Consider the following 23,656-nt stretch of genomic DNA (forward strand, 5'->3'; position numbering starts at 1 on the left):
TACGAACTGGAGGACAACCGTGACTGAAGTTCCACCACCCTCGCCGCAGGATCCGGGCGGTTACCCGCCGCCTCCGCCGGCGGCCGGTGCACCAGCTCTACCGGGCGGCAATTTCGAAATCTGGATCCGGCGTGTCGGTGCCTACATCATCGACGTCATCCCGGTGGCTCTGCTGAGCGGTATCGGCGGCGGAATCGCGGGTGGAACCGCTACGACCGCTGATTGCATCGGCGACTCCTACGGCGACCCCATGACCGGCGGAATGAGCTACATCAGCTGCCAGCCGGAGTACACCGGCGTGGGCTGGGCCGCCTACATTCTGTTCACCCTCGCGGCGATCGCGTTCGCGGTATGGAACTGGGGCCTGAAGCAGGGCACCACCGGATCGAGCATCGGCAAGGGCTTGCTCGGTATTCGGGTCCTGGGTGAGGCAACCGGCCAGCCGATCGGATTCGGCATGTCCGTCGTCCGCCAGATCGCGCACTTCCTGGACGCGGTCATCTGTTACATCGGCTTCCTGCTGCCGCTGTTCACGGCCAAGCGGCAGACGATCGCCGACATGCTAGTGAAGACCGTGGTCGTTCCCAAGTAGAAGTAACCCGCTTGGCGGCGTTGGGCTGTCTCACGTCACGAGGTCCGTATAGGCTCGGACCCGATGAGTGAGCAGCGCAGCGCCGCCGACGCGTCTCGGTGGCAAGGGTTTTCCACACGGGCCATCCACGGCGGTTTCCATGCCGATCCGCAGACCGGTGCCGTCAACGTGCCGATTTATGCCAGCTCGACCTTCGCCCAGGACGGCGTCGGCCAGCTGCGCGGCGGATTCGAGTACGCACGCACCGGCAACCCCACCCGAGCGGTTCTTGAATCCTCGCTGGCCGCATTGGAGGACGCCCACTTCGGCAGGGCGTTCGCATCGGGCATGGCGGCCACCGACTGCGCGCTGCGCGCGTTGTTGCGCCCCGGCGATCACCTGATCATCCCCAACGATGCCTACGGCGGCACCTTCCGGCTGATCGACAAGGTGTTCTCGCAGTGGGGAATTAGCCACACACCTGTTCCGGTGGCCGATGTCGACGCCATTCGCACCGCCATCACCCCCAAGACCAAGCTGATCTGGCTGGAGACACCCACCAATCCGCTGCTGAGCATCGCCGACATCGCGGCCGTCGCCCAGGTGGCCGCCGAGCACTCCGTGAAGCTCTTGGTGGACAACACCTTCGCATCGCCGGCGCTGCAGCAGCCGCTGAATCTCGGTGCCGATATCGCTTTGCATTCCACCACCAAATACATTGGCGGACACTCGGATGTGGTGGGCGGCGCCCTGCTCACCAACGACGAGGAATTGGATACCGCCTTTGCGTTCCTGCAGAACGGTTCGGGCGCGGTGCCGGGACCGTTCGATGCCTACCTCACCTATCGGGGTATCAAGACGCTGGCCTTGCGCATGCAGCGACACAGTGAGAACGCTCAAACGGTCGCCGAGTTCCTGGCGGGGCACCCCGCGGTCGCGAACACCATCTACCCGGGCCTCGACCGCCATCCCGGACATGCGGTGGCCGCCAAGCAGATGCGCGCATTCGGCGGCATGATCAGCGTGCGCCTTGCCGGCGGGCGGCAGGCCGCACTCGATTTGTGCTCGCGAACAGAGCTTTTCATTCTCGCTGAATCCTTGGGCGGCGTGGAGTCGCTGATCGAGCATCCAGGTGCGATGACGCACGCGTCGACCGCCGGATCGCTGCTGGAGGTACCCGAGGACCTGGTGCGGTTGTCTGTGGGTATCGAAGAGGTTGGCGACTTGATCGGCGATCTCGAACAAGCCTTGCGCTAGGCGCGCGCTGCGTCTAGTTCATCGAGTGCAGGGCCGCGGAAATCACCGCGCCGGTCACGGCGAGATTCACCGCCGGGCCGCGGTTGTCGCGAACCTGGGCCGACCAGCCGCCGTCGGCGATGGTCTGCGACCACCGGGACACCTGCTGCTTGCCGACGGGATCCAGGCTCAGTATCGCGTCGAATCCGTTGACCCCGTGCAGTACTGCGATGATCGCGGCCGTGCTGGGAGCGGGCGGGGCGTAGTGGAACAACACATCCGTGACGCCCTGTCGCACCGCATTGGCACGCTCGTTGTTGGTCACCGGCCAGTACTTCTCCGGGAAGAGCCGGCTGCCCATGCGAACCGTGTGGATATCCCCGGTGATCTCCAACCTGTGCAGCATCTGGGAGTTGACGCCGCGACCAACCTTGGTGATCGCCTCGGTCGGGCTCATCGGCCGTCGTCGCAGTCGGTGCACCGCCCTGTCGAGCACGGGGTCCCCGATATCGGGCGCCTGCAGCACCAGCAGATCGCCGGCTTTCCCCGGTTCACCGTGGGTGGCCGGTCGGACGCGTTGTGCCAGAGCAAGATCCAGAATGATCGCGGCGGCGAGGGCCTGCGTGCGCCGATCCTTGTCCAGCAGCGGCCGACCGGAGGCATTGTTCAGCAACAGAAGCAGGAGGTCCTCCGCAATCTGTGGCATGAGGGGACAATAGCGGCAGAACTGGTGACATGATGCGTGGCATGGGCATCCAGGCAGCGGGAGCAACAGGGTTGGTGACGGTCCAGGAGATCCAGGAGGTGGCTGAGCGCCTCGCTCCTGTGATGCGGCGCACACCGGTCGTGGCCTTTCGGGCGCTCAGTGAACGCTGCGGCCACGAGGTACGGCTCAAATGCGAAAACCTGCAACGCACAGGATCTTTCAAACCGCGTGGCGCCTACAACCGGATCAGTCTGCTGCCCGATGACCAGCGGGTGAACGGTGTGGTGGCCGCCAGCGCGGGTAATCACGCCCAGGGTGTGGCCTGGGCCGCGACCACGCTGGGCATCGCGTCCACGGTGTTCATGCCGGTAGGGGCCGCGCTGCCCAAGATCGTCGCGACCCGCGCCTATGGCGCCACGGTGCACCTGACCGGCACGACCATCGACGAAGCGCTGTTGGCTGCGACGGAGTTCGCGGCGGAGACCGGTGCGGTACTCATCCACCCCTTCGACCATCGGGATGTCGTGGCCGGGCAGGCCACCGTCGGGCTGGAGATTCTGGAGCAGCTTCCCGATGTGGGCACCATCGTGGTGCCCGCGGGCGGCGGCGGGCTGGTCGCGGGCATCGCCGCGGTGGTCAAAGCGTCCCGGCCCGAGGTGCGGATCATCGCGGTACAGGCCGCGGGTGCGGCCGCCTGGCCGGTGTCGCTGCAAGCCGGGCATCCGGTGGCGCTGGAATCCATGGAGACCATGGCGGACGGCATCGCGGTGGGCAAGCCGGGGGCGGTGCCCTTCGAACATGTGGCCGCGCTGGTCGATGACGTGGTCACGGTCAGTGAGGAGGCGCTCTCGCGCGGGCTGCTGCTATGCCTGGAGCGGGCCAAGCTGGTGGTCGAGCCCGCCGGCGCTGCCGCGGTGGCGGCTCTGCTCACGCTGTCCGCCGAGGAACTGGGTCTTAGCGGCCCGGTGTGCGCGGTGCTCTCGGGTGGAAACATCGATCCGCTGCTGCTCACTCACGTCATCACCCACGGTCTGCGGGCGGCGGGACGCTATCTGACGGTGCGTGTGACCGTCGCGGACGCGCCGGGCGGTCTGTCGGGTCTTCTCGACGTGTTCCGGGCGTCAGGTGCCAGCGTCGTCGACGTGACTCACTGGCGTAACAGCGAGCGTCTGCGTCTGGGTGAGGTGGATGTACTGGCGACGGTCGAAACGCGGGGGCCAGAACATCGCCAGGCTGTTCTCGACGCAATCGTTGCGGCCGGTCTGACGGTTCACGAGGAGCGGTAGCTGCCAAGTCAAACAACGAGAGCGAGCCTCACACGGATTTCGGGTCAGATTTCCGCGTGAGGCTCGCGCTCGGTCGACGAGTTATGGAACTTTTAGTCGTGGTACGGCTCGGCGCTGACGAGTGTCACCTTGACCTCGGCGCCATTGGGCACGGTGTAGCTGCGGGTCTCGCCGACCTTGGCGTCGATGAGTGCGCCACCCAGCGGTGAGCTGGGGGAGTACACCTCAAGCTTGCCGTCCTTGACGCCCTCCTGGCGGGTGGCGATGAGGAAGGTCTCGGTGTCGTCCTTGTCCCCGTCGTAGTACACCTTGACGACCGAACCGGGCAGCGCGATACCGGACTGCGTCGGGACCTCACCGACCTTCGCGTTGTTGAGCAGCTCTTGCAGCTGACGGATGCGCGCTTCCTGCTGGCCCTGCTCTTCGCGGGCGGCGTGGTAGCCACCGTTCTCGCGCAGGTCTCCCTCTTCGCGGCGCTCGTTGATCTCGGCGGCGATGACGGGGCGGTTGGCGATCAGTTGGTCGAGTTCCGCCTTGAGCCGATCATGTGACTCCTGGGTCAGCCAGGTCACCTGGGTGTCGGTCATGGTGCAGGTACTCCTTGTCTCAGGCCAGCAACGTCCACTGGCGCTCCTCTATCGGGTGCCGGGTCGGGTGCATTGCTGCGGGTTTGACTCTCCAAAATGCAGCAATACACGGTCCCAGCAGGGATCCGTGTATCCGCCCAGCATACCACTGTCGCTGTGATGTTCAGCCTATTTTTGGACGAGGTTTGCCCGATGTGAACGTTGCCGACGTGTGTCTGTCGGCCCCCGACGTCGTCCGATGGCGCCGATCGTCAGGAAATCGGTGTCAGGACGCGACCAGATACGGCGGAACGGCCAGGCTGCAGCCGTAGACGTCTCCGGTCACCGGGGGGTGGGTGGTCTTCACCAGGGCTGTGACCGGCACGGATCGCTGTGAGGACGGCGGCACCAGCACTTCGCGTCGTCCCGTCTCGTTTCCGTCGATGGACCGCGCGCGCAGGATGCAGACAGCCGGCCGCGACGGATCTTTCCGTTCCACCGAGGCCGTGACGGAAACCGTGGACGAGTCAACGAGCTTGTACGCGGAAAGTTCGCCCTTGACGTCTCCGGGGCCCAATCGGGCATATCCGATCGCGGCGATCGCGACTCCGGCCACGATGACCAATGCGGTCAGTCCGACCGCGATCCAGCGGCCGCGGTTGGGCTTGGCGGGCTTGGTGCCGTAACGGTCCTCTGGTCGCTGCACGGGTCAACGGTATGACGGGTATACCCGGGATGAAACGATGGGGGCGCGAGAACAGTGACGGCTGACAGAAAGAGGCGGGCGCACGGGTGACCGGACGGCGATTGATGGCGGTGCACGCCCACCCCGATGACGAGGCCAGCAAGGGTGCCGCGACCACGGCGCGGTACGCCGCCGAGGGCAACGACGTCATCGTGGTGACGCTGACGGGCGGCGAGCGCGGCGACATCCTCAACCCGGCGATGGACCGTCCCGAGGTGGCCGCGAACATCGGAACCATCCGTCGCGAGGAGATGGCCAAGGCGGCGGCCGAGCTGGGTGTGCAACACCGCTGGCTGGGTTATGTCGACTCGGGCCTCCCGCAGGGCGATCCGCTGCCCCCGCTGCCCTCGGATTCGTTTGCACTGGTGCCCATCGAGGAGCCGATCGCCAAACTGGTCGCGGTGATCCGGGAGTTCCGGCCACATGTCATGACCACCTACGACGAGAACGGCGGTTACCCGCACCCGGATCACATCCGGTGTCACGAGGTGTCGATGGCCGCCTTCGAGGCCGCCGCGGACCCCGAGCAGTTCCCCGAGGCCGGCGAGCCGTGGACCGTCAGCAAGATCTACTACAACCACGGATTCATGCGGGCGCGCATGCAGTTGCTCAACGATGAGTGCAAGAAGCACGGATACAAGGGGCCGTTCGACGAATGGCTTGAGCGCTGGCCGGCCGATGACGACGTCTTTGATCGCCGGGTGACCACTCGAGTGCCCTGCGCCGACTTCTTCGATGCCAGGGATGCCGCGTTACGCGCGCATGCGTCTCAAATTCCGCCGGACAGTAGCTTTTTCGCGGTCCCGCGTGAGTTCGAGCGGCGGCTGTGGCCCACCGAGGATTTCGAGCTCGCGAAATCACGCGTGCCGACGAGCACCCCCGAGGACGATTTGTTCGCAGGAGTTGAGGCCAAATGATGTTGATGGATGCCGTGCTGGTGCTCGCCGACGAGAAGAGCCCGAGCAACATCGGGCCGGATTTCGGCAAGGCGGGCCCGTTCGGATTGACGGTGGTGGTGCTGCTGCTGGTGGGCACCTTCTTCCTGATTCGGTCGATGAACGCGCATCTGCGCAAGCTGCCGGAGACGTTCGACCCCGAGCATCCCGAGCCCGACCAGGCCGTCGACGACGGCACGGTCGGAACGGCCGCTGAGGAACCCGAAAAGCCTTCGGGTGCTGCCGATCAGCGGGGCGATGACCGTTAACCGGCTCGGCGAGGCGACCAGCCCATACCTGCGCCAGCACGTCGACAATCCTGTTCATTGGCAGCAGTGGACGCCAGAGGCATTGCAGGAAGCGCAGTCTCGCGATGTGCCCATCCTGTTGTCGATCGGGTACGCGGCCTGCCATTGGTGTCATGTGATGGCCCACGAGTCCTTCGAGGACGATGAGGTGGCCGCCGTCATGAACGCCGGTTTCGTCAACATCAAGGTTGACCGCGAGGAGCGTCCCGATTTGGACGCCGTCTACATGAACGCCACCGTCGCGATGAACGGACAGGGTGGCTGGCCGATGACGTGTTTCCTCACCCCGGACGGGCGGCCCTTCTACACCGGCACGTACTACCCGAAACAGGGTTTTCTGCAGTTACTTTCGGCGGTTCGTGAAACCTGGGAGCAGCGCCGGGACGAGGTGGAAGAGGCGGCCTCGAGCATCACCGGCCAACTGCAGGCGATGTCTGGCCGCCTGCCTGCCGGGCCCGGCGTGGATGTCGCGCTGTGCGATACCGCCATCGCGGCGATTCTGCCCGCGGAAGACGTGCGCTTCGGCGGATTCGGTGGGGCTCCGAAGTTTCCGCCGTCGGCTCTGCTGGAGGCATTGCTGCGCGGATACGAACGCACGGCGGACGCGGCGGTGCTCGGGGTGGTGGCCCGCACGGCGACGGCGATGGCGCGTGGCGGCATCTACGACCAACTGGCCGGGGGCTTCGCGCGGTACAGCGTGGACGCGGCCTGGGTGGTGCCGCACTTCGAGAAGATGCTGTACGACAACGCGCTGCTGCTGCGGGTCTACGCGCACTGGGCCCGCCGCACCGGCGATGCCCTGGCGCGGCGAATCGCCTCCGAGACGGCCGATTTCCTGCTGAACGAGCTGCGCGTGGGTGACCTGTTCGTCTCATCGCTGGACGCCGACGCCGCCGGCTCCGAGGGTTCCACCTATGTGTGGACGCCCGACCAGCTCACCGAAGTGCTTGGCGCAGAGGATGGCGATTGGGCGGCAACGCTTTTCGAGGTGACCGCGGCGGGAACCTTCGAGCACGGCAGCTCGGTGCTGCAGCTTCTGCAGGACCCCCATGACGTTGACCGGTGGCAGAACGTGCGAGTGGCCTTGCTGGCGGCGAGATCGCAGCGAGTGCAACCGGGCCGTGATGACAAGGCCGTCACCGCCTGGAACGGGCTGACCATCACCGCGCTCGTCGAAGCCTCGATCGCCCTGGATCGCGACGATCTGTTGGATGCGGCGGCGGGATGCGCTGCCAGGCTGCTGGATCTGCATCTGTGTGAGGGGCGTTTGCGCCGTGCGAGTCTGGGTGGGCAGGTCTCCGATGGGGACGGTGTGCTGGAGGACTACGGCACCCTTGCGACGGGCCTGCTGTCGCTGTATCAGGTGACCGGTCAGTGGCGTTGGCGCGAGGCCGCCATTGCGCTGCTGGACACCGCGCTCGATCATTTCGCCGATCCGGAATCGCCCGGCGCGTGGTTCGACGTCGCCGATGATGCCGAGCAGTTGGTGCTGAGGCCGAGCGATCCCCTGGACGGCGCGACCCCATCCGGGGCGTCCTCGGTGACCGAGGCGCTGCTCACCGGCGGTTACCTGTTGGAGGACTCCCGCTACCGGGAAGCCGCGCACGCCTCGCTGTCGGCGGCGTCCATGGCGCTGGCGCGCGCTCCGCGATCGGCCGGTCACTGGCTGGCGGTGGCCGAGGCCGCGGTCCGGGGCCCGATCCAGGTGGCGGTGGCCTGCGACCCGGTGCACTCACCACTGCTGCGGCAGGCCCGGCAGTCGGCCCCTGGGGGAGCGATTGTGGTTGGCGGGGTGAAGGATTCGAGCGAACTGCTGCGCGACAGAGGGCCGGTGGGCGATGTCGAAGCCGCCTACGTGTGCCGGGGCACCGTGTGTGATCTCCCGGTCACCGGGACCCAACAATTAGACGCCGCGTTGGGTAGGTAGCGTCCGGGGCATGACCGTTACCCGCGAACAAGTTCTCGCCGTTGTCCAGAGCTATTGCGATCTGCTCACCACGGGCACCGCGGCGCAGATCGCCGACCTCTACGCCGATGATGCGACCGTCGAGGATCCGCTGGGCGCTGACGTGCTCAAGGGCCGTGAGGCGATCCAGGGCTTCTACGCCGCCATCGAGCCGCTGGACCGTCATGGCGACCTCAAGCTGGTGCGGGCCACCAACAACGAGGCCGCGTTCCACTTCGAGCTGACCATCAAGCACGAGAACGGCGGCATGGTTATCGCGCCGATCGACGTGATGACCTTCAACGACGAGGGCAAGATCAGCTCGATGCGGGCCTTCTGGACCCAGGACGACATCAAGCAGCTCTAGGTCCATTCGCCTGCTGGTTCGCTGTCAGAAGACGGCGAACCAGACGGCGATGTAGTGGCATGTCGCGGCGATCACGGTCGCGGCGTGGAAGAACTCGTGGTGACCGAAGTGCAAGGGCCACGGGTTGGGCCATTTCACGGCGTACAGAATCGCGCCGATGCTGTAGAAGGCGCCGCCGACGATCAGGAGCACCAGTGCCGGCACGCCGGCGCCGTGCAAGAGCGTCGATGAGAAGCCGATGGCCACCCAGCCCAGCAGCAGGTACAGGGGCACTCCCACCCAGCGTGGCGCCGTCGGCCAACACATCTTGAGAATCACTCCGGCGAGCGCGCCGCCCCACACGATGGCGAGCACCAGGTTGCCTTCCGACGGTGGCATCGCAAGCATCGCGAAGGGGGTGTAGCTGCCCGCGATGAAGATGAAGATCATCGAGTGATCGAGCCGCTTCATCCAGGTGCGGGTGGTCTCGGATTTCCAGTTCACCCGGTGATAGGCGGCGCTGACCCCGAAGACACCCAGCACCGTCAGGCTGTAGATGGCTGTCGCCAGGCCCGCTTGTGCTGAGCGCACCGACCAGGCGACCGATACCAACACGATTCCCGCGACCACGGCGGTGACGCAGGCATAGAAATGGATCCAGCCACGCGCCTTGGGCTTGATCGGGAGAGTTTCGATACCGCCGACGAATGCGGCCATCGGTAGGGAATGTTCAGAACCTTGGGTTTCCGGTGCAAGCGACTCATCGGTCTGCATGCGTCACAGTATCCCCTCCCGTCCAGGCCCTGATTGTGAACGTTCTGTGCAGATCCATATCTGCTGCTCCGGTGCGCGGTCGGCTCGCTAGGCTGGATACGTGGAGATCATCCCGCCGACGCTCAAGGAACCGCTGTACAAGCTCTACGAAATGCGGCTCCGCCAGGAGCTGGCCAAGTCGGCGAAACCACGGCACATCGCCGTCCTGTGCGACGGAAACCGCCGCTGGGCTCGGTCGGCGGGGTACACCGACGTCAGCCATGGGTACCGGATGGGCGCCCGCAAGATCGGCGAGATGCTCGGCTGGTGTCAGGACGCGGGTGTCGAGATGGCCACCGTGTACCTGCTGTCGGCCGAGAACCTCACCCGCGATCCCGATCAGCTCGGCGAGCTGTTGGAGATCATCACCGACGTCGTCGAGGAGCTGTGCGCCCCGCAGAACAAGTGGAGCGTGCGCAGTGTGGGAGATCTCGACCTGCTGCCCGATGCGGTGGCTGAGCGGATGCGTCAGGCCGTGAAGTCGGCGCCCGCGGATGCCGCCTTCCATGTGAATGTGGCGGTCGGTTACGGGGGCAGGCAGGAGATCACCGATGCGGTGCGCACCCTGCTGAACAAGGAGCTGGCCAACGGGGCCACCGCCGAGCAGTTGGTACAGGCGGTGACCGTCGACGCCATCTCGGAGAACCTGTACACCTCGGGACAGCCCGACCCGGATCTGGTGATTCGGACATCGGGGGAGCAGCGGTTGTCGGGATTCCTGCTTTGGCAGAGTGCGTACTCCGAGATGTGGTTCACCGACGCCTACTGGCCCGAGTTCCGGCGGGTGGATTTCCTGCGTGCGCTGCGCGATTACGCCGCGAGAAACCGGCGGTTCGGCCAGTAGTCAACGGCGGCCCATCAGCTCGTCGATCTCGTCGACGGTCCACACCGGGGCCTCGCGGTATCCGAGCGGCGTCGGCACCTGTCGTGTGAAGCGTCCGATGAAACCGCCTGCTGCGATGAATATCTGGCGGGTGATGCGTGTGGAGAGATCCCCGGCGAGGTAGGCGTACAGCGGTGCGACGCACTCCGGCGGTGCCGGTTCGAGCGATGCCTGCAGGGTCATCTCGTCGAGCAGTCCGCGGGCATACAGATCCCGCAGGTGGGCGATGTACTCCCCGCCCTCCGAGAGTCGGGTGCGTGCACCCGGACAGATCACATTGGCGCGCACACCGCTTTGCTTCAGCTCCGCGGCGATGGCCAGGGTGAGTCCGTGGACGGCCGCTTTGCCCGCCGGATATCCGGTGCCGCCGTAGATGCCCAGGGCGGCAGTCGATCCGGTATTGACGATGGCTCCGTGCCGCTGGGCGGCCATGAGCGGTGCGGCGACGCGGCAGGTGTGGAACACGGTGCCCAGATGCGCGTCGATCAGCCGTTGAAAGTCCTCGGGGGTAATGGTCAGGATGGACGACCCGGCGGGCTCCGGTATGCCCGCGCAGTTGATCAACGCGTCGAGGCCGCCGAACTCGGTGCGGCAGGTGTCGATCAGATCCGTGGCCGTCTGTTCGTTATCGGGCGACCCCACGAAAGCGACCGCCGCGCCCCCGGCTGACGTGATGGTGGCGACCGTCTTCTCGACGGCGTCGGAATATCGGCCGTTGACAACCACATTCGCGCCGAGCTCACCCAACAGCTGTGCCACCGCCCGACCGATTCCGCGGCTACCGCCGACGACAATGCAATTGGCCATCAGGACATCAGTGCGAGACGGGGCAGTAGGCGGTGTCGAACTTCTTGATGCCGTTGATCCAGCCCGAATGAAACCGCGGGGCGTCGCCGATCCGCGAGATGTCGGGCATTCGATCGGCGATCTTGTTGAAGATGATCTCCAGCTCAACCTTGGCCAGGTTGGCGCCGAGGCAGTAGTGGGCTCCCGTACCGCCGAAGCCCAGATGCGGGTTGGGGTCGCGGGTGATGTCGAAGGTATGCGGATTCTCGAACACCTCTTCGTCGAAATTGGCCGACGGATAGAGCATGACCACTCGCTCACCGGCCTTGATGGGAACCCCACCGATCGTGGTGTCCTGCAATGCGGTGCGCTGTTGCGAGATCAGCGGGGAGGTGTACCGGACGATCTCGTCGACGGCGGAAGTAGGTCTGGCCCGTTTGAACAGTTCCCACTGATCTGGGTGTTCCAGGAAGGCCATCATGCCCATGGTCGTTGCGTTACGGGTGGTTTCGTTGCCCGCGACCGACAGCATCACCACGAAGAACCCGAACTGCTCGGGGGTGAGTTGCTCACCGTCCACCGTCCCGGTCAGCAGACGGGAAACCACATCGTTGCCCGGACAGTCCCGGCGCTGTTCGGCGAGTTGATAGGAGTACCCGAGGATCTGGGCGGCGCCGATACGGGGATCGATCTCGACATCGGCCTCGTCGTACCCCGTCATCTGATTGCTCCACTCGAAGAGCTTGACGCGGTCTTCCTCTGGGACGCCGATCAATTCGGCGATGGCCTGCATGGGCAGCTCACTGGCCACCTCGCGCACGAATTCGCCGTGTCCACCCTCGAGGGCGGCCCGCACGATGCGTTCCGCGCGCTCCTCCAGGGTGATGCGCAACGCCGCGATGGAGCGCGGCGTGAACATGCGCGACACCAGCCCGCGCAGCTGGGTGTGTTCGGGTGCATCCTTGTTGATGAGGACAGACAGCGTGGCCTGGAACTCCTCGGGGCTGATGTGGTCCTCGAGGCGGGGGATGGCGCCCTTGCGGCCCGACGAGAAGATATCGGTGTGCAGCGAAACCTCACGCACGTCACGATGTTTGGAAATCACCCAGTAGCCGTCGTCGGCGAATCCGCCGACTGTGCGTGGTTGTGGGTTCCACCAGACGGGCGCCTCCCGGCGCAGGGTCGCGAACTCTGCATGTGGCATCCGTTCCCCGTACAGCCCCGGATCGGTGAAATCGAAGCCTTCCGGAAGTCCAAGCTCGGTAGTGCTTTTCATTGCCATACACCTCCATATCCGGCCGAGTGTCGACTTTTTGTGCCCGCTACCCGCACTTCTTCGCAGAAACCCGACACTCGGCGCGGTGGGTGGGGAAGCCCACTGTTCACCAGAGGGGGACCGGGGTCTTGCCAAGTGGGTAGTAGCCGGGCACCTTCTCGCTCGACAGGCCGCGCTGAATGCGTTTCTGCATGCCCTCGCTGAGCTTGCCCGCCTTGATGAGGTCCATGTACAGGGCGGACACATGACCGAAATCGAAGAAGTCGCGTTGCCAATTCCATTGGCCATTACCGGCGTACCGGAACCAGCTGCCCCCGATGCCATAGATCTCGGACTCACTGCCGTTGGAGTCCGTGGCGATCTGTTTCCAGAATCCGATGACTTCGCCCTGCTTGTCGTCGACGATCACCTTCTGGTACGGATACGTCCACCCCTCCAGGCCCTCCATCTCCTGGCCGAGGGCGATATCCCGTATCTCATCGATGCCGACGCACATCACGTCTTCCTTGGGGCCGATGTTCCAGCCGTAGGTGGCGTCGTCGGTATAGAAGCGCGCCAATGATTTCCAGTCGCCGGCCTTCTCGGCATCCAGATTGGCCTGTAGCCAGTCCGCGACGACATCGTCGAGTTCCTGGCGGGGGAATTCGGGCACAGTCGGTACTCCTAGTTCTTCTCTGTGATGAACAAAGCTCGGGCCGGACATTCTTCGACTGCACGCTCGATTTCGTCGCGGGCGTCCTCGGGTGGTTCGTGATTCAGGATCTCGACGGTGCCGCGCTTGGGGACGCGGAAGTAATCGGGAGCCTCCAGTTCGCACATGGCGTGCCCCTGGCACAGGTCCCTGTCGACCTCGATCCTGAAAGGCATTCCTCAGGCTCCTCGGCGCCGGTAACGAACCTTGGCGGGCTGCGCCAGCTGTACCACCATCTTGGAGTGATCGTTGTGGTACGAGTCGGCGGGCTGCGCCATCTCGAACTCATACTCGCGCAACAACACCGAGAAGATGGCCTTGATCTGCATGGTGGCGAACGCGGCGCCCACGCAGCGGTGCCGACCCGCGCCGAACGGTATCCAGGTCCAGCGGTTCACGATGTCTTCCTGGCGGGGCTTCTCGTATCGGTCGGGCACGAATCCGTCCGGGTCGGGGAAGTCTTCGGCGATGCGGTTCGAGACAGCGGGGGAGGCCGCCACCATGTCGCCGTTGTGGATGGGAAAACCGCCTACGTCGAATTCGCCCTTGGCGACCCGCATCAGGACGATCAAGGGCGGGTGCAGCCGCAGGGTCTCCTTGAGTACATTCTCCAGCTTCGGGATCTGGCGCAGCGCATGGAAACTCACCTCGCTGCCATCGGCGTACAGCTCGTTCAGCTCGTCGATGACCTGCGTTTGGATAGCGGGGTGCCGGAGTAGTTCGATGAGAACCCAGGAGGCTGTTCCGGAGCTGGTGTGGTGCCCGGCGAACATCATGGAGATGAACATGCCGGTGATCTCATCGGCGGTGAAGCGGGGATTGCCATCCTCGTCTTTGATCATGATCAGCACGTCGAGCATGTCGCGCTGGCTCTTGTCGTTGGGCGGGTTGGCAATCCGGCTGTTCATGATCTCTTGGACCAGCGCCACCAAGCCCTCACGCGCGGCATCGCGTTGCCGGAAGCTCTCGATCTCCAGGTACGGGTCCACGTAGCACAGCGGGTCGGTGCCCTGTTCAAGCTGGTGGTAGAGGTGCGCGAACCGGCCGTCGAGTTCATCGCGAAACTTCTTGCCGATCAGGCACGCCGACGAGGTGTAGATGGTCAGCTCGGCGAAGAACTCGAGAAGATCGATCTCGCCGCTCTCGCCCCATTGCGAGATCATCTGCCGGACTTCGTTTTCAATGGTTGCCGCATGGCCCTTCATCTGTTCGCCGCGTAGCGCCGCGTTGTGCAGCATCTCCTTGCGCCGTTCCGGGTCGGCGTCGAACACCACACCCTTGCCGAAGATCGGCGTCATGAACGGGTACGCCTCGGCCTGATCCAAGTCGTCGTCGCTGGAGCGGAAGAAGAATTCGTTGGCCTCTGCACCGGAGAGAAACACGACCTGCTTGTCGGCGAGCTGGAAGGTGCCGACGTTCCCGCATTCCTCGCGAATGCGCCGCATCAGCGCGATGGGATCGGTGCGGAATTCCTCGAGGTGGCCGTATTGGTCCTCACCGCCGGAGACCCGCGGAACGGTGGGAGTGGTCATGATGGCATTCCTTCCTCACCAAGCTCGAGTTTCTGTTTGTCGGCGGGTGCGTCCGTCAGGGGTGCTTCGGGCTGCACTTCCATCTCGGCGATATGGGCGCCCCTGGGAGTTTCGGCGACGAAGGTGACCGCACGTGCGATATCCGAGGGGCGCAGGAAGTAGGAGTGCCGCGCTTGTCCCCACGTCTTCCAGTCCTCCAGCATGGGGCCGACCTGTTCGGCGGAGAGCTGCCAGCCCATCGAGGTCAGGGTCGGCCCGGGGTGCACAATCGAGGCCCGAACGCCGGTGCCCTCCAACTCCATGCGCATGGTGTTCACCATGGCGAGCAGGGCCGCTTTGGCTGCTCCGTAGGCGCCCATGTGGGGACGCTGGTGCAGTGCGACGTCGGAGCCGATGAAGACCACGTCGCCGCGCCGCCGAGCCACCATGTCGGGCACGATCGCTGTGGCGAGCCGATTGGCACCCAACAGGTGCACCTGAATCTGCGCGGCGAAGGTGTCGGCGCTCATTTCATGAACCCGGCCGGGGTACATGTCACCGGCGCCGGACACCAGCAGGTCTATCTCGCCCAGCGCATCAATGCTCTGCGCAACAAACGATTTCACCGAGTCCGCATCGGTGACGTCGAGAGGAAAGGCCACGGCTTCGCCGCCGTCGGCCTGGATCTTCTCGACGAGTTCGGTCAGCTTATCGACGCGGCGGGCGCCGAGCGCCACCGGGAATCCGCGGCCCGCGAGCTCGATTGCCGTCGCCGCGCCGATGCCCGAGGAGGCTCCGGCGATGATCGAGGGGCGTCGATCCGGGTGGGGCTCAAAGCGGGGCATCAGCGGACCTCCACGGTGATGGGCAGATACGCGAATCCGCGGACGTTGCTGGAATGCACACGTACGGAGCTACTTTCGTCGATCTCGTAATGTTTGATTCGGGTGAACAGCTCGGTCAGCGCCACCTTGGCCTCCATGCGTGCCAGGTGTGCGCCGAGGCAGAAATGGGCACCGCTGCCGAAGCTCACGAGCTTGGCGCCGATCTCGCGTCCGATGCGGTACTCGTCGGCGTTGTCGAACACCCGGTCATCGCGGTTCGCCGAGCCGGGCAGCAGCAGCAGGATGTCACCGGCGGAAACTGTGGTGTCGTAGAAGGTCATATCCTCTGCCACGGTGCGCGCGAGGATCTGACTTGAGGTGTCATACCGCAGCGACTCCTCCACCCATAGCGGTATGAGCTCGTGATCGGCATGGACGGCGGCGAGCTGGTCCGGGTTTCGGTGACCCCAATACGCGGCGTTGGCCAACAGCTTGGTGGTGGTCTCGTTGCCGGCGATCACCATGAGGAACAGGAAGGCGAGCACCTCTTCGTCGGTGAGCCGATCGCCGTCGATTTCCGCCTGCAGGAGAGCGGAAGTCAGATCCTCTGTTGGGCGCCGACGACGTTCTTTGACCATGTCGATGTAGTAGGTCATCAGGTCGATGGAGGCCTGGATGGCCTTCTGTGGCACGTCGGCGAGGCCGTCCTCGCGGTGCATGACTCCGTCGGCCAACTCCCGGATGCGGGTGCGGTCGGGCTCGGGCACACCCATCAGCTCCGAGATGACATCCATGGGCAGCTTGCCGGCATAGTCGGCGACAAAGTCGAAGCTTTCCGACTGCAGGGCGTTGTCCAGGTGTGTGCGTGCGAGCGTGACGACCCGTCCTTCAAGTTCACGGATTCGTCTGGGGGTGAACCCCTTCGACACCAGCGTGCGAAGCCGAAGATGCTCGGGGTCGTCCATCGCGAGGAACGACATCACCAATTTGGCGTGTGGGCCGAAGGAGGCCTTGTCCATCGAGACGCCGTTGGAGTTGGACAGTGCCTCGCTGTTCCGGAAGCCCTGCAGTACATCCTGATGACGCGAGAGCGCCCAGAAGTTCAGGTCGTCGTTGCGGTACAGCGGTGCTTCGTCACGCAGGCGCCGGTAGTACGGGTACGGGTCCTCGTGAAAGTCGTAGTCGTACGGATCGAAAACCACAGAGGACGTCGAGGCTGCCGTCATTCGTTGCCTCCCAGCATGAGGTCCACCACGAAGGTCAGCTTGTCGGCGATCTCGTGATAGGTGAAGGTGCCACTGCCCGCGTGCATGAGAGCGCCGAAGAAGGTCATTTCGAGGGCCGACACCACGCGTGGATCGGCATCGGGCCCCATGGCCGAGCGGATCCTGCGATGGATTTCCAGCCCGATCTTGTCGCGGACGGCGCGCACGGCTTCGTCGGTGTTGCTCAGCAGCGCGGTCGTGCACCCCGTGGCGATCTCGGGCTCGTCGGCGACCACCAATGCCAGGCTCCGCAGCGTCTTGGTGACCCGCGCGGTCTGGCCGTCGTTGACGTCGGTGAAGTAGGGCGCCTCATGGATGAGGTCGAGGTAGATCTCGGCCACCAGGTGACTCTTGGAGGAGAAGTAGGTGTACGCGGTCGCGGGGGCTACCTTTGCCCGCGCGGCCACGCCGCGGATCGTCATATCCGCATATGTCGTCTCGCCGAGCATCTCCCGGCCCGCGGTGACGATCTTGCGGATCGTCTCTTCTTGCCGCCGGTTTCGCGGCGATTCGCTTGTCAGGGTCACCACAGCTTCACTGGACACCTGTCCAGATTAGCGTGTGTGTGATTCCTGGGCAATACGGTTCATGAAAAATACTGTCCAACACTAGTTTTTGAGTAGTAACCGGATGAGCTCTTGCCATGGCTTGATTTAGATGGTTATGTTTCACAGGTAGGGAATGGACATGTGTCCAGATTCTTGGAATGAGGTGACATGGCACTTCTGGCCGATGGCGACAGTGATCTGTTCATCGACGGAAAGTTGATTCCCGGCGGTGCCGGACGGTTCCCGACGGTGAACCCGGCCACCGAGGAGGTGCTCGGAACCGCGGCGGACGCCGATGTCGATGACATGAGCCATGCCATCGAGGCGGCGCGTCGTGCGTTCGACGACACCGATTGGTCACGGGATGTCCAGTTGCGGGTGCGGTGCCTGCGACAGCTGCGGGATGGCATGAGGGCCAATATCGAGGAGCTGCGCGACCTGACCATCGCCGAGGTGGGGGCGCCTCGGATGCTGACCGCCGGTGCGCAGCTGGAGGGACCGGTGGACGATCTGCGATTCGCCGCCGATACCGCGGAATCCTTCGACTGGAACGCCGATCTCGGTGTTGCCTCACCGATGGGCATCAAGACTCGACGCACGCTTGCGCGCGAGGCCGTCGGCGTGGTCGGTGCGGTCACGCCGTGGAACTTCCCGCATCAGATCAACCTCGCCAAGGTGGGTCCGGCACTGGCCGCCGGTAACACCCTGATACTCAAGCCTGCTCCGGATACCCCCTGGTGTGCGGCGGTGCTTGGCCAAATCATCGCCGAGCACACCGATTTTCCACCGGGCGTCTTCAACATCGTCACCTCTAGCGACCACCGCATCGGTGCGCAGCTGTCGACGGATCCCCGGGTGGACATGGTGTCGTTCACCGGCTCCACGGCGACCGGGCGTGCGGTCATGGCCGACGCCGCCACCACCGTCAAAAAGGTGTTCCTGGAACTCGGCGGCAAATCGGCGTTCATCGTGCTCGACGACGCCGACCTCGCTGCGGCCTGCTCGGTCTCCGCATTCACCGCGGCGATGCATGCCGGACAGGGATGCGCCATCACCACCAGGCTTGTCGTACCGCGCGCACAATACGACGACGCGGTGCAGGCGGCGGCTGCGACGATGGGCTCGCTCAAGCCGGGGGATCCCACCAAACCGGGAACGATCTGTGGTCCGGTGATCTCGGCCCGCCAGCGCGACAGGGTTCAGTCGTACCTGGATCTTGCTGTTGCCGAGGGCGGTTCATTCGCCTGTGGAGGCGGGCGGCCGGAGGGCAGGGATCGCGGATTCTTCATCGAACCCACCGTCGTCACCGGACTGACCAACGACGCACGCGTGGCGCGCGAAGAGATCTTCGGACCGGTGCTCGTGGTGATCGCCCATGACGGCGACGACGACGCGGTGCGGATCGCCAACGACTCATCGTACGGACTGTCCGGAACGGTGTTCAGCGGAGACGATGAGCGCGCGGCGCGAGTGGCATCCCGGCTGCGGGTGGGAACGGTGAACGTCAACGGCGGTGTCTGGTATTCCGCCGACGTGCCCTTCGGCGGCTACAAGCAATCGGGTAACGGCAGAGAAATGGGCGTCGCCGGTTTCGAGGAGTACCTGGAAACCAAAGTCATTGCAACGGCTGTGAAATAGAGGAGATCTCATGGGAGAGTTTGAGGGCAAGGTCGCCATCGTCACCGGTGCCGCGCAGGGCATCGGTGAGGCCTACGCGCATGCGTTGGCCCGCGAAGGTGCGGCGGTGGTGGTCGCCGATATCAACGCCGAGTTGGGGGAGGGTGTCGCCAAGCAGATCGTGGCAGACGGCGGGACCGCGAGCTTCGTCAGTGTTGATGTATCAGACCCCGATTCGGCAATAGCCATGGCCGACAAGGCGGTCGCGGAGTTCGGCGGTATCGACTACCTGGTGAACAATGCTGCCATCTACGGCGGCATGAAGCTGGACCTGCTGCTGTCGGTGCCGTGGGACTACTACAAGAAGTTCATGAGCGTGAACCAGGATGGCGCCCTGGTGTGTACCCGCGCGGTGTACAAGCACATCGCCAAGCGTGGTGGCGGTGCCATTGTCAACCAATCTTCCACGGCTGCCTGGCTGTATTCGGGGTTCTACGGGCTGGCCAAGGTAGGCATCAACGGTCTGACGCAGCAGCTCTCGCGTGAGCTGGGCGGCCAGAAGATTCGCATCAACGCCATTGCGCCGGGGCCCACCGACACCGAGGCCACCCGCGGCACAGTGCCGGAGCAGTTCCGCAGCGAGCTCGTCAAGAACATCCCGCTGAGCCGCATGGGCACCGTCGACGACATGGTGGGCATGTGCCTTTTCCTGCTGTCGGACAAGGCCTCCTGGATCACCGGTCAGGTGTTCAACGTCGACGGCGGACAGATCATTCGGTCATGACGCAATCGGCCCTCACACTGGGGTACATCGGTCTGGGGAACATGGGTGCGCCCATGGCCCAGCGGCTTGTCGACTGGCCCGGCGGCCTGACGGTCTTCGATCTGCGAGCCGAGACCATGGCGCCACTCGTCGAGGCCGGCGCGCGCGCGGCGGACAACCTCGCCGATTTCGCCGATGCCGACCTCATCAGCGTCACCGTGCTGGATGATGCGCAGGTGCGTGAGGTAGTCGGGGAACTCGCGCCGAAGGTCAAGCCGGGCACCATCATCGCGATCCACTCCACCATCGGTGACGCGACTGCGGTGCAGCTCGCCGATGAACTCGCGCCCCAACGGATTCACGTCATCGACGCGCCGGTGAGCGGTGGCGCCCCCGGTGCCCATAAGGGTGAGCTCGCCACCATGGTCGGCGCCGACGACGAGACGTTCGCACGGATCAAGGAGCCCTTCTCGAAGTGGGCGTCGCTGGTGATTCATGCCGGTGCTCCGGGAGCGGGCACGCGAATGAAGCTGGCGCGCAACCTCCTACATTTCGTCGCCTTCACCGCGGCAGGGGAGGCGCAGCGGCTGGCCGAAAGTTGCGGCCTGGACATCACCGACCTGGGCAAGGTGGTGCGTCATACGGACGCCATCACCGGTGGCCCGGGCGCCATCATGTTGCGCGATACCACCGAGCCGGTGTCGTCGGACAGCTTTTGGCGCCCCATCTTCACCCATGTGCGAGGTCTCGGTGAAAAAGACTTGAGCCTGGCCCTGGCGCTGGGCGAAGAGAAGTCCGTCCAGCTGCCGCTTGCCTCGTTGGCCCGTGAGCGGCTGGCCGCGAGTCTTGGTGTGCCACACGAGGAAGGGGCAAGTAATGGATGAGCTGCGCCGCAAGGGCCTGGACAAGATGAAAGAGGTCTACGGCTGGGACATGCCCGATCTGCCCGGTGACTACTTCAAGTACACCGCCGAGCATCTCTTCGGCACCATTTGGGATCGTCCAGAGCTGTCGATGCGTGATCGCCGACTGCTGCTCCTGGGTGCGGTAAGTGCCTTGGGGCTGGACGAGATCCTGGAGATCCAGACGGGGGCCGCACTGGCCAACGGTGAGCTCACCGATGCCGAGCTGCGCGAGGTCGCGCTGTTCATCACCCATTACGTCGGGTGGCCGCTGGGGCAACGGGTCAACAAGCATGTCGAGATGGCCATCGCAAAACGTGCCAAGAAAGACACGGAATCCTCCGGTGACTAGCCGATTCGCCGAGCTGTCCCGGGATCAGTTGGCGGTCCTGGTTCCCGAGCTGCTGCTCATCGGTCAGCTGATCGACCGCTCGGGAATGGCCTATTGCATACAGCATTTCGGAAGGGAGGAGATGCTGCAGGTCGCCATCGAAGAGTGGGCGTCATCTAGTCCGATCTATACCCGGCGTATGCAGAAGGCGCTGCGGTTCGAGGGCGACGATGTGATCACCATCTTCAAAGGTATGCAGCTCGACATCGGCGCGCCGCCCCAGTTCATGGACTTCCGGTACACCGTGCACGACAAGTGGCACGGGGAGTTTCATCTCGACCACTGCGGCGCGCTGCTCGACGTCGAGCCGCTCGGACCCGACTACGTGACGGGTATGTGCCACGACATCGAAGACCCCACCTTCGATGCGACGGCCTTTGCCACCAATCCGCATGCGCAGGTTCGCCCGATTCACCGGCCGCCGCGCGCGCCCGCCGACCGGCATCCGCATTGTGCGTGGACGGTGACCATCGACGAGTCGTATCCGGCGGTGTCCGGAATCCCGGCCCTGGACGTCGTCGGCGCATCGATAGCCGCCGGTTGGGAATTGGACGGAATCGATACGGCCGATGTGGGCGCCTCCGACTACGCCGGACCGCTGCTGTCGGACTTGGACTTCGGTGCCTTTTCGCATTCGGCACTGGTGCGGATTGCCGACGAGATCTGCCTGCAGATGCACTTGCTGTTCCTGGGATTCTCCATCGCAGTGCACAAGCGGGCGGCCGATGCGGAGCTGGCCCGCACCGTGTGCACTCAGCAGTTGATCGGGCTGGCGGGTGTCGCGGCGGCGCGGATCAAACACGCATTGCAGGTGCCCGACGGGATCGAAGGTGTCCTGCGGGTACTTCAGGTGCACCCACTGTTGAGTCCGGTCGGATACGTGAATGCCGAAATCTCCGGCGGCCAGCTCCATGTGTGGGAGTCGCCCGCACACGAGGACCACGCCTGGATCTCGCTGTGCGGTGCAGCCGAGACGCGGCCGCTTCAGGCCATCGCGACGGCGGTCGATCCGCATATCGGCGTGGAGATTTCGGGAGATACGCAGGAATGGGTGGCCTCATTCGTTGAGCATGAGGGCGAGGACAAGCAGCTGCCCGAAGTCATGATCGCCAATGTCAGTGGGGGATCTCGGTTCGTCTTCGAGCCGCGCAAGTCGCTGCCGCTGACCGTGGTCTGAGGCGTCGATGACAAAAGGCTCGAAATACGTTGTCCGGGTTCCGGTGCGGGTGCAGACCGCCAACGGCGTGGTGGAGGGCTTCCACGATCGCGGTGTGCGCCGGTTTCGGGCCATACCGTACGCCGAGCCGCCGGTTGGCGCGCTGCGTCTGCGCAGCCCGGCGCCCGCCAGGCCCTGGGCCGGGGTGCTGCCCTGCGACTCCTGGAAATCGGCGTCACCGCAGAAACGCATCTACGTGCCGCTCTCGCTCAACAGGTTCCAGGCGGTCAGCGAGGATTGTCTGACGGTGAACGTGACGACGCCGGATGAGCCGTCCTCGGAGGCTCTGCCGGTGATGTTCTACATCCACGGTGGCGCCTATGTTTTGGGGAGTTCCGCGCTGGCCTTGTATGACGGCGCCGACCTTGTGCGACGCGGTTGTGTCTTCGTCTCGGTGAACTATCGAGTCGGGGCTTATGGGGCTATCGATTTGTCGTCTCTGTCCGATGATCGGCACACCATCGACAGCAATCTGTACTTGCGCGATCTGGTGCTGGCGCTGCAGTGGGTGCGCGACAACATAGCTGCCTTCGGCGGAGATCCGGGCAGTGTCACGATCTTCGGCGAAAGCGCGGGGGCGCATTGCGTTCAGATGCTGTTGGCCGTTCCGACGGCTGCCGGGTTGTTCCAGCACGCGATCTGCCAGAGCACGGCCAGCGGAATGATCCATACCCGAGATGAGGCGGCGGCCAACGCGCGCCGGCTCGTCGAGTATCTCGGTGTCGATGTCCGTAACCCCGCCGAGGCGGTCATCAATGCCGGGCCGCGCGATCTCGTGCGGGCGACACATCGGCTGCTCACCGCGAAGACTCGGGAGTCGGCCTTTTCGCTAGGTGTGGGCCCCAGCATCGACGGTGACGTTGTGCCCGATGATCCGATTGCGATGATGGAACGCGGGGAGGCGCAACGGGTCCCACTCATCATCGGATACAACGCGGAAGAGGTTCGGTTGTTCAACCGACTGCTGACCCGGGTGTTGTCGGTGTCCCGGTTCGACGCCCATGCCGTCGCGGGCACTCTCAATGCGTTGAGCCCCGAGGCCGCGAAACGGGTGATCGATTCCTACGAGGGCTATCCGTCCAAGGCTGCGCTGGTGCGTCTGATGGGGGACGCGATGTTCAGCTCGGAGGCCTGGCGGGTGGCCCGGGCGCACAGCCGGCATGCGTCGGTCTACTTCTACCGGTACGACTATGCGCCGCGTCCGCTGCGGCGTTTTGGGCCGGGGGCCGCGCACGCGACGGAGCTGTTCGCGGTGTTTGGCCTCTTCAAGCGCTGGCCCGCGTTGGCAGGGAAACGCGATATGCCTGAGGCGCTGGCGCTGACCGAGGACATCCAGAGCCGATGGCTCGCGTTCGCACGAACGGGTATCCCGGGCATCGAATGGCCCGCCTACACAGAGCCCGAGCACGCCGTCATGGTGTTCGACCAGCAGCGGCGTATCGACATGGACCCGCATCGTGCGCAGCGGGAGTTATGGCGCGATATCGCCCGTGCAGCCTGATTGGCTCTGGCGGGAACTTGCCGAC

The 23,656-nt window shown here is 64.7% G+C and carries 27 protein-coding genes; 14 read left to right on the forward strand and 13 right to left on the reverse strand.

What is annotated here, in order from left to right; all coding sequences use genetic code 11:
* Nucleotides 1-19 precede the first annotated feature (19 nt).
* Nucleotides 20-592 (forward strand): RDD family protein, encoded by a 573-nt coding sequence (locus MSTE_RS05755; protein WP_096499661.1) that lies wholly within the window; start codon nucleotides 20-22, stop codon nucleotides 590-592.
* Between the two features lie 63 nt (nucleotides 593-655).
* On the forward strand, nucleotides 656-1,828 hold the full coding sequence (locus MSTE_RS05760; RefSeq protein ID WP_096499663.1) for a cystathionine gamma-synthase: 1,173 nt from the start codon (nucleotides 656-658) through the stop codon (nucleotides 1,826-1,828).
* Between the two features lie 13 nt (nucleotides 1,829-1,841).
* On the opposite strand, the gene MSTE_RS05765 is transcribed toward MSTE_RS05760, so the two are convergent.
* Together MSTE_RS05765 and MSTE_RS25445 are read right to left on the reverse strand one after the other, a co-directional pair.
* Nucleotides 1,842-2,513, reverse strand: coding sequence for a GOLPH3/VPS74 family protein (locus MSTE_RS05765; protein ID WP_096499665.1), 672 nt, complete (start codon nucleotides 2,511-2,513; stop codon nucleotides 1,842-1,844).
* Nucleotides 2,474-2,689 carry a hypothetical protein gene (locus MSTE_RS25445; protein WP_231897005.1) on the reverse strand — a complete coding sequence of 72 codons (216 nt, stop codon included), beginning with the start codon at nucleotides 2,687-2,689 and terminating at the stop codon, nucleotides 2,474-2,476. The genes MSTE_RS05765 and MSTE_RS25445 overlap by 40 nt, the downstream gene beginning before the upstream one ends.
* On the opposite strand from MSTE_RS25445, the gene ilvA reads away from it, so the two are divergent.
* Nucleotides 2,636-3,799, forward strand: coding sequence for a threonine ammonia-lyase (gene ilvA / locus MSTE_RS05770; protein ID WP_231897006.1), 1,164 nt, complete (start codon nucleotides 2,636-2,638; stop codon nucleotides 3,797-3,799). The two genes, MSTE_RS25445 and ilvA, sit on opposite strands and share 54 nt — an antisense overlap.
* 92 nt (nucleotides 3,800-3,891) lie before the next feature.
* On the opposite strand, the gene greA is transcribed toward ilvA, so the two are convergent.
* Nucleotides 3,892-4,386: a transcription elongation factor GreA gene (gene greA, locus MSTE_RS05775; protein ID WP_030094655.1), complete on the reverse strand. Its 495-nt coding sequence runs from the start codon at nucleotides 4,384-4,386 to the stop codon at nucleotides 3,892-3,894.
* A gap of 265 nt (nucleotides 4,387-4,651) precedes the next feature.
* Nucleotides 4,652-5,071, reverse strand: a complete 420-nt coding sequence (locus MSTE_RS05780; RefSeq protein WP_030094656.1) for a DUF4307 domain-containing protein — start codon at nucleotides 5,069-5,071, stop codon at nucleotides 4,652-4,654.
* An 86-nt stretch (nucleotides 5,072-5,157) separates the two neighbouring features.
* On the opposite strand from MSTE_RS05780, the gene mca reads away from it, so the two are divergent.
* Genes mca through MSTE_RS05800 form a run of 4 tightly spaced genes read left to right on the forward strand, consistent with a single transcriptional unit; the run spans nucleotide 5,158 to nucleotide 8,665 of the window.
* Nucleotides 5,158-6,027 (forward strand): mycothiol conjugate amidase Mca, encoded by an 870-nt coding sequence (mca, locus tag MSTE_RS05785; RefSeq protein WP_096499669.1) that lies wholly within the window; start codon nucleotides 5,158-5,160, stop codon nucleotides 6,025-6,027.
* The gene (locus tag MSTE_RS05790) at nucleotides 6,024-6,314 is read left to right on the forward strand and encodes a hypothetical protein (RefSeq protein WP_096499671.1); all 291 of its coding nucleotides are present in this window, start codon (nucleotides 6,024-6,026) and stop codon (nucleotides 6,312-6,314) included. Before mca ends, MSTE_RS05790 begins: the two co-directional genes overlap by 4 nt.
* Nucleotides 6,304-8,280, forward strand: a complete 1,977-nt coding sequence (locus tag MSTE_RS05795; RefSeq protein ID WP_096505496.1) for a thioredoxin domain-containing protein — start codon at nucleotides 6,304-6,306, stop codon at nucleotides 8,278-8,280. Before MSTE_RS05790 ends, MSTE_RS05795 begins: the two co-directional genes overlap by 11 nt.
* Nucleotides 8,281-8,290: 10 nt before the next feature.
* Nucleotides 8,291-8,665: a nuclear transport factor 2 family protein gene (locus MSTE_RS05800; RefSeq protein ID WP_030094660.1), complete on the forward strand. Its 375-nt coding sequence runs from the start codon at nucleotides 8,291-8,293 to the stop codon at nucleotides 8,663-8,665.
* 24 nt (nucleotides 8,666-8,689) lie between these two features.
* On the opposite strand, the gene trhA is transcribed toward MSTE_RS05800, so the two are convergent.
* On the reverse strand, nucleotides 8,690-9,418 hold the full coding sequence (gene trhA, locus MSTE_RS05805; RefSeq protein ID WP_096499673.1) for a PAQR family membrane homeostasis protein TrhA: 729 nt from the start codon (nucleotides 9,416-9,418) through the stop codon (nucleotides 8,690-8,692).
* Between the two features lie 100 nt (nucleotides 9,419-9,518).
* Between trhA and MSTE_RS05810 the strand changes: the two genes are divergently transcribed.
* Nucleotides 9,519-10,301: an isoprenyl transferase gene (locus MSTE_RS05810; RefSeq protein WP_096499675.1), complete on the forward strand. Its 783-nt coding sequence runs from the start codon at nucleotides 9,519-9,521 to the stop codon at nucleotides 10,299-10,301.
* On the opposite strand, the gene MSTE_RS05815 is transcribed toward MSTE_RS05810, so the two are convergent.
* The 8 genes from MSTE_RS05815 to MSTE_RS05850 form a co-directional block, all read right to left on the reverse strand.
* Complete coding sequence (locus tag MSTE_RS05815; protein WP_096499677.1) at nucleotides 10,302-11,147, reverse strand: SDR family NAD(P)-dependent oxidoreductase; 846 nt, start codon at nucleotides 11,145-11,147, stop codon at nucleotides 10,302-10,304. It abuts the gene before it with no gap.
* A 7-nt stretch (nucleotides 11,148-11,154) separates the two neighbouring features.
* Nucleotides 11,155-12,402 carry a cytochrome P450 gene (locus tag MSTE_RS05820; RefSeq protein WP_162291375.1) on the reverse strand — a complete coding sequence of 416 codons (1,248 nt, stop codon included), beginning with the start codon at nucleotides 12,400-12,402 and terminating at the stop codon, nucleotides 11,155-11,157.
* Between the two features lie 106 nt (nucleotides 12,403-12,508).
* A complete protein-coding gene (locus MSTE_RS05825; RefSeq protein ID WP_096499681.1) occupies nucleotides 12,509-13,054 on the reverse strand; it encodes a nuclear transport factor 2 family protein in 546 nt (181 codons plus the stop codon).
* Nucleotides 13,055-13,065: 11 nt separating this feature from the next.
* Nucleotides 13,066-13,269, reverse strand: coding sequence for a ferredoxin (locus MSTE_RS05830; protein ID WP_046252813.1), 204 nt, complete (start codon nucleotides 13,267-13,269; stop codon nucleotides 13,066-13,068).
* Between the two features lie 3 nt (nucleotides 13,270-13,272).
* Entirely contained in the window at nucleotides 13,273-14,625 is a 1,353-nt protein-coding gene (locus tag MSTE_RS05835; protein ID WP_096499683.1) for a cytochrome P450, read from the reverse strand.
* Nucleotides 14,622-15,449, reverse strand: coding sequence for an SDR family oxidoreductase (locus tag MSTE_RS05840; protein WP_030094668.1), 828 nt, complete (start codon nucleotides 15,447-15,449; stop codon nucleotides 14,622-14,624). Before MSTE_RS05840 ends, MSTE_RS05835 begins: the two co-directional genes overlap by 4 nt.
* Nucleotides 15,449-16,654: a cytochrome P450 gene (locus tag MSTE_RS05845; protein ID WP_096499685.1), complete on the reverse strand. Its 1,206-nt coding sequence runs from the start codon at nucleotides 16,652-16,654 to the stop codon at nucleotides 15,449-15,451. Before MSTE_RS05845 ends, MSTE_RS05840 begins: the two co-directional genes overlap by 1 nt.
* The gene (locus MSTE_RS05850; protein ID WP_096499687.1) at nucleotides 16,651-17,238 is read right to left on the reverse strand and encodes a TetR/AcrR family transcriptional regulator; all 588 of its coding nucleotides are present in this window, start codon (nucleotides 17,236-17,238) and stop codon (nucleotides 16,651-16,653) included. The genes MSTE_RS05845 and MSTE_RS05850 overlap by 4 nt, the downstream gene beginning before the upstream one ends.
* Nucleotides 17,239-17,409: 171 nt before the next feature.
* Here MSTE_RS05850 and MSTE_RS05855 point away from each other — a divergent pair, with 171 nt between their 5' ends.
* Genes MSTE_RS05855 through MSTE_RS05880 form a run of 6 tightly spaced genes read left to right on the forward strand, consistent with a single transcriptional unit; the run spans nucleotide 17,410 to nucleotide 23,631 of the window.
* Complete coding sequence (locus MSTE_RS05855; RefSeq protein WP_096499689.1) at nucleotides 17,410-18,879, forward strand: aldehyde dehydrogenase; 1,470 nt, start codon at nucleotides 17,410-17,412, stop codon at nucleotides 18,877-18,879.
* A gap of 10 nt (nucleotides 18,880-18,889) precedes the next feature.
* On the forward strand, nucleotides 18,890-19,642 hold the full coding sequence (locus tag MSTE_RS05860) for an SDR family oxidoreductase (RefSeq protein WP_096499691.1): 753 nt from the start codon (nucleotides 18,890-18,892) through the stop codon (nucleotides 19,640-19,642).
* A complete protein-coding gene (locus tag MSTE_RS05865; RefSeq protein WP_096499693.1) occupies nucleotides 19,639-20,505 on the forward strand; it encodes an NAD(P)-dependent oxidoreductase in 867 nt (288 codons plus the stop codon). Before MSTE_RS05860 ends, MSTE_RS05865 begins: the two co-directional genes overlap by 4 nt.
* Nucleotides 20,498-20,875: a carboxymuconolactone decarboxylase family protein gene (locus tag MSTE_RS05870; RefSeq protein ID WP_162291376.1), complete on the forward strand. Its 378-nt coding sequence runs from the start codon at nucleotides 20,498-20,500 to the stop codon at nucleotides 20,873-20,875. Before MSTE_RS05865 ends, MSTE_RS05870 begins: the two co-directional genes overlap by 8 nt.
* Entirely contained in the window at nucleotides 20,868-22,091 is a 1,224-nt protein-coding gene (locus MSTE_RS05875) for a hypothetical protein (RefSeq protein WP_162291377.1), read from the forward strand. Before MSTE_RS05870 ends, MSTE_RS05875 begins: the two co-directional genes overlap by 8 nt.
* Before the next feature lie 43 nt (nucleotides 22,092-22,134).
* The gene (locus MSTE_RS05880; protein ID WP_162291573.1) at nucleotides 22,135-23,631 is read left to right on the forward strand and encodes a carboxylesterase/lipase family protein; all 1,497 of its coding nucleotides are present in this window, start codon (nucleotides 22,135-22,137) and stop codon (nucleotides 23,629-23,631) included.
* Nucleotides 23,632-23,656 lie beyond the last annotated feature (25 nt).

The sequence above is a fragment of the [Mycobacterium] stephanolepidis genome (assembly GCF_002356335.1).
GTDB classification, from domain to species: Bacteria; Actinomycetota; Actinomycetes; order Mycobacteriales; family Mycobacteriaceae; genus Mycobacterium; species Mycobacterium stephanolepidis.